Genomic DNA, 15,958 nt, shown 5'->3' on the forward strand with positions numbered 1-15,958 from the left:
CCTCACCCGCCGGAGTTTGAACTTCCCGCATTTCTTCATCTTCAAATAGTTGCATTCGCCGACCTCAAATCCTGACTACCCCACATACTGTTCTAGTACATCTTCAACAAAAACAGCCCTATTTCGCCCCTGTTCCTTCGCCTGATATAATGCTGAATCTGCAACCGCCATGAGTGATTCCGCAATATCTCCATGGGATGGAGCGGTGGCAATTCCAAGACTGACTCCAACTCGGGCAAAAACTCCATGCTCAACTTCTATAGGCTGACAGACATCAGCAATGATCCGTGCTGCCACCGTTTCAAGAGCAGAACGTTCTACAAGATCGAGAAGGATCACAAACTCATCACCTCCAACTCGGCAGACCAGGCCAACACCTTGAACCGCAGCTGTCAGACGTTTGGCTACAACCTTAATCACCGTATCACCAGCCCCATGCCCATGTGTATCATTGACCTGTTTGAATTTATCGAGGTCACACTGCACAAGCGAAAAAGGAACCTCAGGCAGACGCTCCAGTGCGGCTGTTAAGGCCCGCATAAACTGGAGACGATTGGCAAGGCCGGAGAGAGTATCGTGCATGGCCAGAAAACGATTTTGCTCCTCACTTTTTGCAAGGGAAACGGTCAACTTGCCAATCCGCCAGGCAATAATAAAAGCCACCGCACCCAGCATAACAGCCAGTACCGCGATTACCGGGATAACGGTCTCCCAAATATGCCCCCCTGGAAGATTACCCTGCCAGGAAAAAACTCCCAGTGCTTCACCAGCCGGTGATGTAACAGGGTGATGGTTCAAAGATGCGGATGCTGCAGATTGCAGTCCAAACTTCATATGTGAAAATGCAAGCTGGGCATTCAGCTCTTCGATCAGCTCACTATCAAGATAGAGGGCTGAAATCAGTATTACAGGATTTCCATCCGGCAAGACGGAGTTGCCATCATCAGGAACTACGGCCATGGCATGAACAAGGGAAACCTTATCGTCCAATTCAAGGAAACCATGAACAGTATGGCTATGGAGTGTTCCGGAGCTAATCGATTGCTGTCCGTAACCACCTGCCAAGATTATCCTATTTTTAAAATACTGTGCCCGCGCCTCTTCAACAAACCTGCATAGCGAATCAGTTTCAGCAAGAACGCCGGCACCAAACTGCACTTCTTCGCCTCGCGAATTGACAAGGATATTGTTGTTCGGCCCAACGAGCAAGTTTCGGTCCAGACCAAAATCAAACCAGAGGGAATCGATAAATTCATCAACCACAAAATCTTCATCAAAGCGAAGACTTATCTTTCGAACAGCTTTATCCCAGCGGGCAAGACTTAACTGATCCCTGCGAATAATGACAAACCAATTATCAAGAGCATTTGCAAGCAGAAGCTGCTGATCGGCGATGGCTATGCGATCTGCCTCTTTCGAGGCAATTCGGCCGATGAAAACCAGCGATATTGAGGCCAGAATGATAAGAACACTGGCAAGCAGAAAAGCGAGACGAGCGATATGAGCATTTGACGACCGGACAGTTATGTCACCATATCGACGAAGCGGTGTTTGTCTTTCAACCTGCTTTTCAGCTCCAATCATTTTTCACCCTTGTCGTTAAACAACTCAAAATTCGGAGTACCCCTTAAACACTGCACAACATCTCAACCAGAAAAAACAGCATAGGAATCCCATCCACCGACTGTTGCTTCTCATCTTCAGATGAGTATCTCATAAACCATCAAGCTCACGCAAGGCTGTAATTCAAGACGCGTAGCAATTTGATTTTTAATTAAAATTTTCTACCTTAGTGGCCTGTTCTTTACACTCAAATCAATGTTATCAAAGCTTGCACGACAATAAACTTGGCATGGGTTAGAGACATTGAAGGCAAAGGGATCGGCTGTTTTGGTCGTTGGTAAAAACATTCAGGCTCTCTTTAAAATTACTGAGCGCCATTAGATCATAGAAAAAGGGAAAGTGGCGTGGAACGGCACGACTGTGCAGCTGCAATCACAGCCTGGAAGACAGACTCGATGTGTAGGCGTATAAAGGTACCACCCAGATTCGTACGCAAATGCACGGTAAAGGAACACATTAGACTCTAGGGAGTAACAAGTTTTTGTACGGCTGTCCTATCAGGGGTACTTTTTCTTTGCTCACTCTCCGCCATTTCCAATATCGCACCTTCCAAACGGCTGTCAAAGATTCGCAACGCAGCCTGTGCAAAGGACAATTAGATTATTCTCCCCGGTAAGAAAGCCCCTCTTTCTTTATTCGTTTATGCTCGTACATTTTGGAATCGGCCTTATGCACCATCTCTTCAAGACTATCTTCCTCACTTTCCGTGACGAAGTAGCCAATAGACATACTTAATTCGACATCATGCAATGTTGTATCTACCGCTGACATATTCTGCTGCAGACGTCGTAGAAGGGTTTCTGCTTGTTGCTCGTCACAATCCTCTATGATAACCACAAATTCATCGCCCCCGAGTCGTATAACAACGTCCTTGGCCCGAAAAATCTTTCTTAAAGTACTTGCAGCAACTTGTATTAAAGTATCCCCCGCAGAGTGACCATGTGTATCGTTGACATTTTTTAATCCATCAACATCAATTACAAATACTCCTCCAGGATAAGAGAGGGAAAGTGTAGAACATAATTTGTTATAGTAAGCTCGATTGTACAATCCAGTCAGATCGTCGTGATAGCTTATGTACTCATACTGATTCCGAGAGGCAACCAGCTCTTCATAACGCTGGGCATTAGAGATAGCTAACGCCGCGATTTTTATAACTGAATTAAAAAGCTCATTGTATTTACTGATATTCTGTGGGAAAAGAAAGCCGCCCGCCTCAAAAACCCCGTAATTATTTCCACCCAATTTAAGCGGAGCGTATAAGGTTGTGGTTTCATCATCCAGTATAAACGACTGCCCATCTGGTAATTCTAAGTTTTTAATGCGGTCTGGGCAATCAGACTCTGGATCGGCATCCGGCCAATAGCGGCTCCGGGTGGCGCCAAAGATAAGCAGCCAAAATTCATCCAGCATGGAAATTACATCTCTCTTGTATCCAGCCATTGCAATTCGGGAGATAATGTGGAGTGCTGCCGCATTATTGGCATTTTGTTCCTGAATCTCTCGTACTTGACTATCCTTATTGATGCTGGGGAAGCTGTGTTTTAATTTCCAGGCATAAAGCTTCTCTTTGACCAACAACCGCAAAGAATTTATATTTACCGGGATAGTTTGATTAGGTATTTCCAAATATGCAGAGAGTTTATCAAGTCTATCTTTGGCCGCACCATCAATTCCAGAATCAAGAAACAACAACTTACGGCACCAACTCTTATAATATTCCCTGGCAGTTCCCTGGGTAAAACCTTGGCGTTTCAAATGGAAATCCCATTTATTAAGCCAACCTAAGCTAACAACATAATACCCCTCTTCAGCAAAAAAACGGCAAAATCGTTTTCCTATCAAGTTAGAATAACAGTAAGGAGATTCAACTATTTGAAACCACCCTTCTCCATTTGAAGCTTTTTTCGGAGCAGGACAAGTTTGGCCACAAAACAACACTGCATTGGAATAAGAACTTCTGTGAAACGCAGGGTTGTCGAAAATTTCATTCGGAGTAAATCCGCCGTCACAAAAAGTCGGAAAAGATACCAGTTCAATGTCGTCAAGCTGTTCTTTCTTTACCAGGTACTCGAACTCAGGAATATAATTTTCACACACAAAAATGCTAAATCTCTTCAATTTCTTCCCTCTGCAAAGTATCCCACTCTCTACACCGGATAATAGCCGTATTCTTCAACGGCATCAGAAATTGAAATGAGGACTTTTTCAGGCACTTGCCAGGGAATTTCGCCGTGCGAATCAGAAAGGATAAAACCTCCTCCAGGAGCTGCTTGTTGAATCACTTCCCGAACTTTGTCAGATGCTGTTTCTTCACTCCAGTTCGGCATCTCGACTCCATTTAAATTCCCCAACAAAGTGATCTTACCCTTGGTCTTTTTCTCAATCAAATCAACACTTTCATCAATTCCAACTCCTAAAATTTGACTTCCAGTTTCAATAATTTCGTTAACAATAGGCACCACTCTCCCCGAGGCAAGGTGGGTGGCAACAGGCCCTTTTATTGCGGCGATTGTTGCACGGTCCACAGGATACCCTGTAGAAAGATAAAGTGATTTTTCTATAATGTCTGTAGAGCAGAGAGGGTTAAAATAGCAAATAGCAGTCGCCCCGGCCTCTAATTGCGCATTGGCCCAAGTCTGACAGAACTGTTTGTTGATTTTCATCAGTTGAATAAATCGAGGCTGATCAAAATAAAGGAGCTGAAGATACGTCTCAAAGCCTAGTTGCATCACAGGTAGAGAAAAGGGCGACATAACAACTCCGATAATCGGAATTTCTCCTTTGGCTTTCGTCGCAAGCTGCTTTGTAACTTCCAATACCCGCATAAGACTTGGCACCTGCTGTATATCTGGTACATACAGACGATCAATGCCATCTATTGTAAACACGGGCTTTCCAGCATTTGGTGGACCTTCCGCAGGAAACAACACCTCTCCGCCCCAAGCTTCTGTTTCTGCGGCTGCATAAGAGAAGGTATAGAAGCAGTCATTCCTGTATTTTTCTTTCATGAACAACTGGTATTTGACCACATTGTCAGGTTTAGAGAAATATTCTTTTGGCGAAAGCCCTGATTCTCGGGCACCATAGAGAGATAAGAGCAGGAAAAGAGGGACTCTATCCGGCTCATTATGACTTAGGCTACAGAGAACTCTTTCCATGGATGTCATCGGTGTCGTCATATCAACTCCCTCTTAAGCCGGGAAAGGATTTCGAAAATTTCACCGGCATTTTTACCCATCTCATGAGCACCCACTTTTTCCGATAAATTTGTATCCAACCTAAAAGGAGCTCCACCAACAACTATTTTTACATCAGGATACGTCCTTGCTATTTCCTGGATTAACTCTTCCACAGCCAAAGCTGACGGAAGCATTAATACAGAAATGAGTAAGATTTTAATTTCTTCTTTTCCTATAAAATCAATTACATTGTCAACATTGACTCCTACTCCCAAGTCTACTACAGGGTAGCCGGCAGACCGAACGAGAGAGGAAACAATTTTCATCCCCAGATTATGATGATCAAGGAAAACTGCAGTCCCGATTTTTGGCTGTGTCAGCTTGCTCAAATAATTTGCAGGTAAAATACTGTTTAAAATCTCTTCAGATATTACTCCACTCATATAGACCTGAGCAAGAGACATGCTGCCGTTCTCCCACGCCGTTCCAATCTCTTCAAGAGCTTGCTGAAGAGTATCGGCAACATGGTCAATTCCTTTTGTAGTAAACTCAGTGCTTAATATTTCAGAAACTGCTGATTTATCGACAGATACAAGAGCTCTTACCAGCTGTTGTTTCTTTTCTAAATCTTCAGACATTTTATTACCCGATAAATTTTTACAATTATATTTGTACGTTATATGTCGTGATTACCACTGATATTCAGCCTGTCTTATTCGGCCTCGGATAATCTCTTACAGGCGAAGCTTTCCCGAAAAAAAACGACAAAATCTGGATAGGAAAAAAGTTAACCAACCACATAATGATTACCGGTTAACCTTACCTCTTAGAAGCTGCAATACTCAGGCATAATCAAGGAGAGAAAACAGGTATATAGATCTTAAAAACAGTACCTTGGCCGATTGTACTTTTAATAGTAACGCCCCCTTCGTACGAGCGAAGAATTCCAAGGATCACCGATAGGCCCATGCCTCGACCTGTAAATTTGCTTGTGAAAAAAGGATCGAAAATTTTTTCGATATCCTCATTTGATATACCGGATCCATTGTCTTGTACGGTTAGACAAGCGTAATTGTGTTTCTGCGGCTGCCATTCGAGAGGGTATCGAAATTTATCAGTAATCTCTTTAGAACGTGCAACGTAAATGGTCAGGTGAATATTACCAGGTTTACCATCTATAGACTCCCAGGCATTGATAACCAGATTGGAGACAATTTGCTGAACCTGTTTCCTGTCCACCATGACACATGGTCCGGGAGCAGGAAAATCAGTAGTTATTGTTATACCACGTGGCTTGGCGAGGTCGATCAGGTGAAAATCTTGATTACAGGCCAAGGAAAAATCTACAGGTTGTCTAGCTGAGGCCTTTTGCCCCAGATAGGTAAGCATAAGACTACTTAATTCCGAGGCTCTCCAGGCAGCCGACAAAGCATCTTTAACAAGCGGAGTTATAGTCTCTCCTTCTCGTTGAGCATCGTCCTGTGCAAGCTCAAGATTTCCTACGACTGCAGCTAGTATATTGTTAAAATTATGAGCTATTGCTCCGGCCATGACGCCGAGACTCTCCGCCTTTTCTATTTGTTTCAATTGATTATGCAGCTTAATTCTCTCGTGTTCGAGTTGCTTGCGTGCGGAAATATTTTGATGCCGCAAAACGATTTTCCCATAACCATTATCGGCGATCAGTTTTGTCGCCGTTCCTGTAAACCAACGCTGTTCATCCGGTGAATGACATGGGTATTCAAAGGTGAATGTATCTTTCTCATCCTTTAAGATAGCACGTATTTCAGCAGCAAAAAGACGAGCCGTTTCCGTTTCTGTCTCATCTCCCTGGGCATTGTCACAAACATCCAGATAATTTGCCCCTTCCACAAGATTGCTCGTGCTGGATGCATTTTCGGCCGCAAATCGTCTCCATGCTTCATTTACCAGCAGAATAGTTCCATCTTTATCGAGAACACAGACATTTGAATCCAGTGAATCAATAATAGCCACGATAAAATCCTGGAATTTTTGCAAAGACTGCTCGGCTTTTACACGGGTGGTTACGTCAGAGACAGTGACAAGCAGTTCATTGGCTGTTTGTTCCAAAACCTCATAGCTATTTTGCATCGTGGCCGCAAGATCGACATATCTAACTGATTTGTCATTTGATTTTAGACGCAGCTCAATATGTTTATCGATAGGCTGTTTGAAAAATGACCTCAGGCGGGCACGAAAGATTGGCTGATCAACAGGTACAAGGAATTCAGCAAAGGGTTTACCATGTATATGGGGACTCTCTGCACCCACCATATTGGCAAAAGTTGTGTTTGTTTCCCTGATAATTCCTGCTTGGTTTAAAATTACATAGCCCACTGGTGCATTGTGGTAGAGCTTCATATAGCGGGCACGATTTTGTTCAAGCTTGGATTCAGCCTCACGCAATTCTTGATTTTGCAGCTCAAGTTCGACCTGATGAACTTGAAGTTCTTGGATGAGCTGATGAAGATCTTCCTTCTTCTCCAAGTCAGTGTTTATATATTGCCCGCTAAGGAGCTTTTCTGCTCTACAGCGAAGTGTAGTGCTATTCTCATCTTTTTTTTGTGACATAGCTTATTGTTATGCTTGTGATCTACATTGCGGGAACCTACTTGTGCCTTTTAGTTTTGGTACAATCGGCTAAGAGGCAGTAGCGGTCAGTGATGTCCTCAAAGGTTGAGTACACCTGATATGGTTGTTGTTCATTATGATGAAATTGAGGACTTGAATTGACTAAAATCCACCTGGTAGCTGAAAAGGCAGGACTGTATACTCCCATTATGAAACCAAAGACTGGTTGGCAAGTGGAAAGAGCAACCATTGCCGGATGTTTTTCTCCAGGCAGTACCGATCCATCTTCAGCGATGGCCTGCCAACGGGGATCCATGGAGTCAATCCCATGCATTTGGTCTGAGGTCAACCCAAGGATCTTTTCCGCAGCAGGATTAGCCGATATGATTTTCCCATCGCAGTCCTGATAGACCACGCCCTGGGCCATGGTTTCAAAAAGCTTCCGGTATTTGCGCTCACCCTCCTCCAAATCACGGCTCATGCGTTGCTGTTCTGATATATCTTCAAAACTTACAGCCAATCTCTTTTCCGGCAGACGAAAGATGTGGATCCGATAGGCTCCCTCTAACTTGTCATCTTTATATTCATAGTTTTCCAGATAGCAGGTTTCACCGGTTGCCATCACGGTATGCAACTTATCGACAAGCCCATCTCGGTCAGTTGCCGGCCATACCTCTTCAAAACGTTTTCCCCTATACTTTTCAAGGCGTATCCCGGTCATACGCTCCGCCTCGGGATTGCTTTTCTCCAACAACAGTTCACCTTTATCATTTTGCTGATACACAAACAGGCCGGACGGCATGTACTGGCTGATATCCAAGGTGGTCTGTCGGCTATGTGCAAGATGATCCCTTATTGCTTTTGTCTCAGTTATATCTATGAAGGTTAGCACTATGCCTGAATATGCATTGGGGCCAATTGCATAGGGAATGATGCGGGCAAGATAATAACGACCGCTTGATGATTCGAGTTCCTGTTCGATCATCTGATTTGTCTGGAGAACATTTTTAATTTTTTCAGTTAGATCTATATTGCTCAACCGATGGGCGACATGGTGTAGTGGACGACCAATATCCTTTTCCATGACATGGAAGATATTGACGATTTCAGGAGAGAATCTTCGAATTTCCATGTTTTCATCGAGCAGAAGAGTACCGATGCGGGAGCTGGTTAACAGGTTATCAACATCGTTATTCAGTTCTGTAAGTTCTATAATCTTTGTTTGATGTTCTGCATTGACGGTATACAGCTCCTCGTTGGTCGATTGCAGCTCCTCGTTTGTACTTTGCAATTCCTCGTTGCTTGCCAACAGCTCTTCATTAGTGGCCTGCAGTTCTTCATTAGAGGTTTCCAGCTCTTCGATGGTTGCCTGTAAATTTTCTCTGGCAAATTGCAGTTCCTGTTCCAAATCGGCAATACGCTGTTGCGCTTCTTCGCCCACATCGTAGCAGGTGGCCTCTTCTATACCAATTGTAGGTCGGCTATCTATTTCTTCAAAAAAGATTGCTACCAAGGGGTCGAAACCTTTCTTCCCCGGCAAGGGGATTATGCGGATACGAACTGTTCGCGCACCTTGCGCCCGCTGCAATCTGATATTCGTGTAATGTAGAGGCTCACCAGTGCGAAAAACTTTTTGTACACCTGTAGAAAGAGGTATGGCCAGTTCTGGTACTGCCATTTTTGTGATGTTGTATTCGGCCGGCCCTGAGGGTATTTTAAAATACCCTTCAGTGTCACCGACAATATGGACCAGCTCCAGATTTTCGTTGGCGATAACGGAATGTGGAAGATAGTATTGAGTCGCTATCTCCAGGTATTGCTTAACGATGCGATTGCCCTCGTTATCTGCAACTCGCCGATCCCGTCCTCGGTTGGTGAATGGCTGAGTGGAATACGTTTTATCTTCCCGGGTTTGACTGATAAATCCGCTTTGCAAAGGCTGGGGCTTACCTTTTGATCTATAAATCTTGTGCTTATGGTGCACTGACGTAAAGCATTCTTTCATCTCGCCGATACTTTCACTGGTACCCAAAAAAAGCAGGCCACCCGGGTTTAAAGAAAAATTAAACATTTCAAAGGCTTTCTGCTGAAGAACAGGTTGTAAATAGATAAGGAGATTGCGACAGCTTATCAGGTCGATATTGGTGAAGGGTGGGTCCTTGATAACGTTGTGTTGAGCAAACACGACCATCTCACGTAAGTGCCTAGCAATCTGCAGCTTTTCTTCTTTATGGTAGAAATATTTGGCAACAATTTTCGGGTTCAGGTCACCTATAATACTTTCGGGGTATATTCCTGTACTTGCCGAAACAAGAGCATCTTTGTCAATATCGGTGGCAAAAATTTTTATATCCCGACTGATTGCAGATTTCTCCATGGCCTCTTTTACAAGTATGGCAAGCGTATAAGCCTCCTCTCCAGTGGAACAACCCGCTACCCAAAAACGTATCTCCCTGTTGTTGGAGCCTTGCAGCAATTCAGGCAGCCATTTTTCCCCCAACTCATGCATGGCCTTTGGGTCTCGAAAAAAATTGGTGACTCCAATGAGCAGATCGCGGTAGAGAGCGGTTACCTCGCCGGGAAAGTTTTGCAGATATTCAACATACTTTTCAAAATCATTGATCTGGTTGACCGACATTCGGCGCTCGATGCGGCGGGTGACGGTAGTTGGCTTATAATGGGTAAAGTCGACCTTGACTTTGTCTCGTAGCTCAGCAAAAAGCCGGGTCAGGGCATCAGCGTCTTGCAACAAGAGATCAGATTGCTTTTCCCCTGTGACATAAGGGTGAGCAACATAGGCGAGGAGTTGTTCCGGCATTTGTTCCGGCGCCAGTATAAAATCGGCAACCCCTGTTGAGATGGCCGATCTAGGCATACCGTCGAATTTGGCGCTTCCTTCTTCCTGCACCATAACCATTCCGCCGAGCTCTTTAATCGCCCTCACGCCTCTGGTCCCGTCACTGCCTGTACCTGAAAGAATGATAGCTATGGAATTGTTGGCTTGATCTTCGGCAAGCGATTTAAGGAAAATATCAATAGGCAGGTTGATCCCCTGCTTGATGACCTTATCATTCAGCAGCAGCTTACCATGAAAAATGGTAAGATTTTTCTTAGGAGGGATAAGGTAGACGTTGTTAGCGAGGACTTCCATACCTTCTTCAGCACGGTGAACCGGCATCGCGGTTTTTTTTGACAGCAATTCGACCATCAAGCTTTTATAGTCGGGGGAAAGATGCTGGACGACTATGAACGCCAATCCACTCGTTGTTTCCATATTTTTGAAAAACAGTTCGATCGCTTCCAGGCCGCCTGCAGACGCTCCGATACCTACATAGTGCTTAGGTTTTTGTGTGCTACCTGTTTTTCTATTGGTTTTCATATCCTATACTCAACAGCAAACTTATTTAAGGCCATGGGAATACTTTCCATTGTGTACTTCAGCTCAAAATACTTTGTAGTGTGTGGGCTAATTGATCGAGAGAAAATGGTTTTTGGATAAACTGAACACCTTCATCCAAAATTCCATTATGTGCAATCACGTTGGCAGTGTAGCCTGAAGTAAACAGCACACTGACGTTGGGATAAAGTGGTTGAATACGTTCAGCCATTTCTTTTCCGGTCATTTCAGGCATAACGACATCAGTAAAAACCAAATCAATATCTCCGGAATAATCTTCTGCAATTTGTATAGCTTCACTTGGCCTGCTAGCAGGCAAAATACTATATCCTATTTTTTCAAGCATCTTTTGGGTCATTGCCAATACAGTAAGGTCATCTTCTACCAGCAAAATAGTTTCTCCCCAGCTCTTCCTATTGCTAGAGGCAACAACTTTTCCTGTTTTTCGATTTTCCTCATCACAAGATGGAAAATACAATTTGAAAGTGGTTCCCTTGTTTGGCTCACTGTACAAATTTATGAAACCTCCATTTTGTTTGACTATGCCGTAAACCATTGACAACCCAAGCCCTGTGCCATCCCCCAGCCCTTTGGTAGTAAAGAATGGTTCAAAAATATGCTCCTGATTTTCCTTATCAATGCCACACCCGTTATCGCTCACAGACAGCTGGATAAACTCTCCAGGGTAGAACCCGAAGTGGTCTGCGCAATATTCCTGATCAAAGGTAACCCTCGCTGTTTCAATGATTATATTTCCAGAACCGGTAATAGAATCTTTAGCATTTACGCAAAGATTGGCAAGAATCTGATCAATTTGACTTGGATCTATTTTGATTATGAGAGTGTCCGAGTCCGGAACCCAAGTTAGGTCGATGTTCTCACCAATTAGGCGGTGGAGCATCTGCAACATATTTGCGACCGCGCTGTTTAAATCGATAACTTTCGGAGAAATCGTCTGCTTCCTTGAGAAAGCGAGTAATTGGCGAACAATAGTCGCAGAACGCTCAGCAGCATTAAGGATTTTCCCTAGTAATCCATAAAGGTTGTCTTTGGGATCAACGTCCTCAAGTGCCATCTCGGTGTAACCAATTATCACCCCGAGAATATTATTAAAATCGTGAGCGACCCCACCTGTGAGCCGACCGACAGCCTCCATTTTCTGAGCCTGCTGCAATTGAGACTCCAGCGATATCTGCTCAGTTATATCGCGTTTAACGGCGATAAAGTGAACCAATTGTCCCTCAGGATCAAAAACAGGAGATATTGTTGCTTCTTCTGTAAAAAAATCACCATCCTTGCGCTTGTTCACCATGCGGCCTTTAAAGGTTTGGCCGCTGTTAAGCGTTTGCCACAAATCCTGGTAAAAAGATGCATCCTGCTCATCACTTTTCAAGATCCGCGGGTTCTTATCAAACACTTCCTCAGAGGTATAGCCGGAGATGATTTCAAAGGCTGGATTGACATATTTTATTTTTGCATCTTTGTCAGTGATGACAATAGCATCACGGGTTTGTTCAATTGCAGCAATTAAGCGGTCACGTTCAGCCTTTCTTTCCATGCGTTTGGAGACATCACGCATTACCCCCAAGTTGCCTATCCATTTATCATTTTGGTCGTAGAGTTTTACGCCGAAGGTTTCGCCGGGAAATTCTTTTCCCGAACGATGTTTGTATGAAGTCACATACACTTTGTCTTCTTGCTGTGCATCTTTGCCGAAAATCCTTTTGCCTGCTGTTTGATATGCAGCAGAGGCAGCATAGAGAATTTTTGTGGTTTTCCCTCTTAATTCTTCGGGTAAATAACCGAAAGTTTTTTCCATCCCTTTGTTAGCATAGAGAATTTTTCGGTCTGTATCGGTGATTACCACACCATCATCGATGGCGTTAAACATCGTTTCAAAAAGTATATTTTGTTCAAGAATTTGCCGTTCGGCAGCTCTTAACTTACTTATATCTCTGGTTATCGATAGAATATGAGGGGTATTTTCCAGGGAAATGATCTTGGCAGACATTAACGTAGTGGTAACGCTGCCATCCTTTTTGCGGAATTTTACTTCGATATTTTCGCAAACACCTTCCCTTTGCAAACTTTGCACCAACCGTTGTCTGTCTAGAGGATCGTGCCAAATGTTGATATCCAGTGAGGTCTTTTCAAAAATATCGTCTTTGGTAAAACCTGTTAGCTCTGTGAATCCCTTGTTAACGTCTATATAGAGGCCATCTTCAAGGCGGTTTATGTTGATTGCATCAGGGCTGGCATCGAAGGCGAGAAAAAATTTATTTTCACTCTCCCGCAGCCTCTCCTCCGTTGTTTTTTGTTCTGTTATATTAAAGAGGAGACAATGAGTCTGGCGTGATCCATCTTCTGCATGCTCCTCACAGGTACCCTCAAATGAAAACCAAATTATTGTGCCGTTTTTATTAAATATTCGAAATTTAACACCTAAAACAGTACCCCTGTGCTGTAGAGCAGAAAACTTCGCATTAAAGCTTTCGATGTCCTCAGGATAAATAATATCAACAAAAGAAGTCCCGATAATCTCTTCACGGCTATAGCCAAGAGTCTTAAGCCAAAGCTGGTTTACTTCCAGGATATTCCCATCCATATCAAGAGATTGATACGGGACAGGTAAGAGCTCACAATGTATGATTTTTGATTCCTTATTTTTTTCATGTTCTGAAAAAACAATACTTTTGGGCATTTGTCGTGAACCTGCTGTCTTGATAGAAGTGTTTCCCGCCAGTTCGCAACAAGAATGGCAAGTACAAAAATAAATTACTTCTGATATTCATCAATACGGAAGGAAAAGACAACAGGTTTTAACGGGACCAAAACGGGACACTAATTGTCCCACTGCTCCATACTCATAAGATGGGCTCTTAAATTAATTTTTGAATTTTGCAAATTGAGTCGAGCACGAATGCGTTTTCGATACGTTTCGACAGATTTGACGGAAATTCCCTGCAACCTGGCAATTTCTTTATTGGTGAGCCCTTTTCTTATCATATCTGCAACCTGCACTAATGAAGGGGTGAGAGCACTCTTTATAGAAGATAAATTTTTTGCAAAAGGAGAGGTGATTGTTTTCAGGTTGCTTTCCAGCACGTTGAGCTGCGATTTTTGCTGGGTATCAAGGGCTCCTAGCTTTAATCGCTCGATACAGGGTAAAACCAGCTGATGGACATTGATTAATATCCCCCGGTCATGCTCCAGCAGGTCTTCTTCCCGATTCCTGAGCAGTACTTTGAGGGCAGCATTCATTTCCTCTAGCTCTGCCTGCTTTATTTTCAAGTTTTGCTCGGCAAGTTGTTGGGCAATAGCCACGGCAATATGCCCTGCAAGTCGCTCCATCAACGAGACAAATTCAGAGGAGAAACGATTTGCCTCTTTGTGGTTGAGTTGAATCAGGCCCAAGGTGTTTTCACCTACTTGTAGCGGAACCAGTAAAACTGATTCATACCCAGCCGCATTACAATGATTCGGCATGCCATGATACATGTGGGGAGTGTCATGTCGTGTCATAAACAGACTGGTGTTATTTGAACAAAAACTCCCTCTCGCAGTAAAAAAAGAGCGCGAGGCATCATGTCGACCATTAATAACCAAATCACACATGCACTCTAAATGTTGCTCATCTTCCCCGCAGGAAAATCGTGTGCCCTTATCATCCGTAGTGAACACGCTTTTTGCTGTACGAATAAATTCTTCTGGAAAACCAATGGATGCATAATAGGGGAACATCTTTCCTTGCTTAAGACGAATAGCAATGGCATCTACACCAGACCAGGTCTTGAAAAAAAACAAGACACTCTCTAACATTTTGTGCAGGTCATTTTGCTTGCCGATGATGGAAAAGAGTTCAAGCTGAATATCCTTTTCTTCTTCCATCCGTTTACGATCATCAATTTCAATCATCATCGGCAAGAAATACATGGGGTTTCCCTCATTATCCCGGATCAATCGAACTGACAGGCGCACCCATATCTTTTTTCCACTTTTATGGACAAGAGGTTTATCCATCTCATACGAATCGATGAGGCCCTCGACAAGGTCCTCGGCTTGCTTGAGGTAAAAGGATAAATCTTCGGCACAGGTAATAACAGAAAAATGCTGACTGAATAATTCGGATGATTGATATCCGGTCATTGTACACAGTTCGTCATTGACGTTGAGAAACGTATAGTCGAGACTTATAATAGCGGCCCCAATGGGGGACTGATCAAAAGTGCGCCTGAAAAACTCTTCGTTTTTATAAAGAGCAATCTCAGAAGCCTTACGTTCTGTCACGTCTTCCATACAGACAAACACCCTCTTTTCTCCCGAGACAACAACAAGACTGGTTGAAAATCGTACAATTCGATCTTCCTGCATGCATCTCAGGCATGCTTCAAGCTCCGTATGGAACTGGCCGGTGGAGAATGTATCGGTAATGGCACTTCGTACACCACAGGCTGCACAAAACGGACCAAAACCGCAGCCTTCTGTGTGATCTGCGTTGCGTGAACAGTCAAAGGCGACTCCGCAGGACTCACCAATTTTCGAATCAACATCACCACCAAATATTTTAGCCAAGGCTGGATTGGCTTTGAGTACTCTCGCATCACCATCTGTCAAAAACAGGGCAATCGGGGCTTGAAAAAAAATTGTCTGAAGTTCTTCTTCCAAATCAATTCGATGAAGTTTCTCTCTGTCTGATACCTCTCTGGCTTTTTCGCGGTCCAGCTTTAGGGAATCCCTGGTATTTTTTTCTTTGAGCCTGGCGTTTACCCGAGCTAAAAACTCTGCATTGGGCAAAGGGCGAGATATATATTCACTCACTCCCGCATGGTAACCCTTAACGTAGTACTCTGCCGCAGTTTGGGTACTTGAAATAAGAATGGTATCAATTACTCCAGGCTGTAGCGAAGCCTGAATGTGTTGACATACTTCAAGGCCATTCATGTCAGGTAGCACGGCATCAACAACAGCTATATCAGGTTGTTGTTCTACAGCTAAACGAATCCCTTCCGCCCCGGTAGACGCGGTTATAACTTGATGTCCATCCCGGCGAAGAATGCGAGCCATGCCTTCAAGGAGATCAGGGTCATCGTCAATTACCAAAAAAAGTGCGGTCGAATCCATTGCTTCTTCAGTAGTGTTTCTATTTTAGTACTCTTACGTATAG

Annotated in this window: 8 protein-coding genes; all 8 read right to left on the reverse strand. The window is 43.7% G+C overall.

What is annotated here, in order from left to right; translation table 11 throughout:
- Nucleotides 1-75: 75 nt before the first annotated feature.
- A complete protein-coding gene (locus JWH17_RS07215) occupies nucleotides 76-1,584 on the reverse strand; it encodes a diguanylate cyclase domain-containing protein (RefSeq protein WP_205221921.1) in 1,509 nt (502 codons plus the stop codon).
- A 639-nt stretch (nucleotides 1,585-2,223) separates the two neighbouring features.
- Complete coding sequence (locus tag JWH17_RS07220; protein ID WP_205221922.1) at nucleotides 2,224-3,744, reverse strand: GGDEF domain-containing protein; 1,521 nt, start codon at nucleotides 3,742-3,744, stop codon at nucleotides 2,224-2,226.
- Nucleotides 3,745-3,773: 29 nt separating this feature from the next.
- Complete coding sequence (locus JWH17_RS07225; RefSeq protein ID WP_232370963.1) at nucleotides 3,774-4,784, reverse strand: uroporphyrinogen decarboxylase family protein; 1,011 nt, start codon at nucleotides 4,782-4,784, stop codon at nucleotides 3,774-3,776.
- 17 nt (nucleotides 4,785-4,801) lie between these two features.
- Complete coding sequence (locus tag JWH17_RS07230) at nucleotides 4,802-5,443, reverse strand: cobalamin B12-binding domain-containing protein (RefSeq protein ID WP_205221924.1); 642 nt, start codon at nucleotides 5,441-5,443, stop codon at nucleotides 4,802-4,804.
- Between the two features lie 214 nt (nucleotides 5,444-5,657).
- A complete protein-coding gene (locus JWH17_RS07235; RefSeq protein WP_205221925.1) occupies nucleotides 5,658-7,397 on the reverse strand; it encodes a PAS domain-containing sensor histidine kinase in 1,740 nt (579 codons plus the stop codon).
- A 37-nt stretch (nucleotides 7,398-7,434) separates the two neighbouring features.
- A complete protein-coding gene (locus JWH17_RS07240) occupies nucleotides 7,435-10,776 on the reverse strand; it encodes a chemotaxis protein CheB (protein WP_205221926.1) in 3,342 nt (1,113 codons plus the stop codon).
- Nucleotides 10,777-10,834: 58 nt separating this feature from the next.
- Nucleotides 10,835-13,495 (reverse strand): hybrid sensor histidine kinase/response regulator, encoded by a 2,661-nt coding sequence (locus JWH17_RS07245; protein WP_205221927.1) that lies wholly within the window; start codon nucleotides 13,493-13,495, stop codon nucleotides 10,835-10,837.
- Between the two features lie 140 nt (nucleotides 13,496-13,635).
- Nucleotides 13,636-15,915, reverse strand: coding sequence for a PAS domain S-box protein (locus JWH17_RS07250; RefSeq protein ID WP_205221928.1), 2,280 nt, complete (start codon nucleotides 15,913-15,915; stop codon nucleotides 13,636-13,638).
- Nucleotides 15,916-15,958 lie beyond the last annotated feature (43 nt).

This window comes from Desulfogranum marinum (assembly GCF_016918565.1).
In the GTDB taxonomy this organism is placed as follows: domain Bacteria; phylum Desulfobacterota; class Desulfobulbia; order Desulfobulbales; family Desulfobulbaceae; genus Desulfogranum; species Desulfogranum marinum.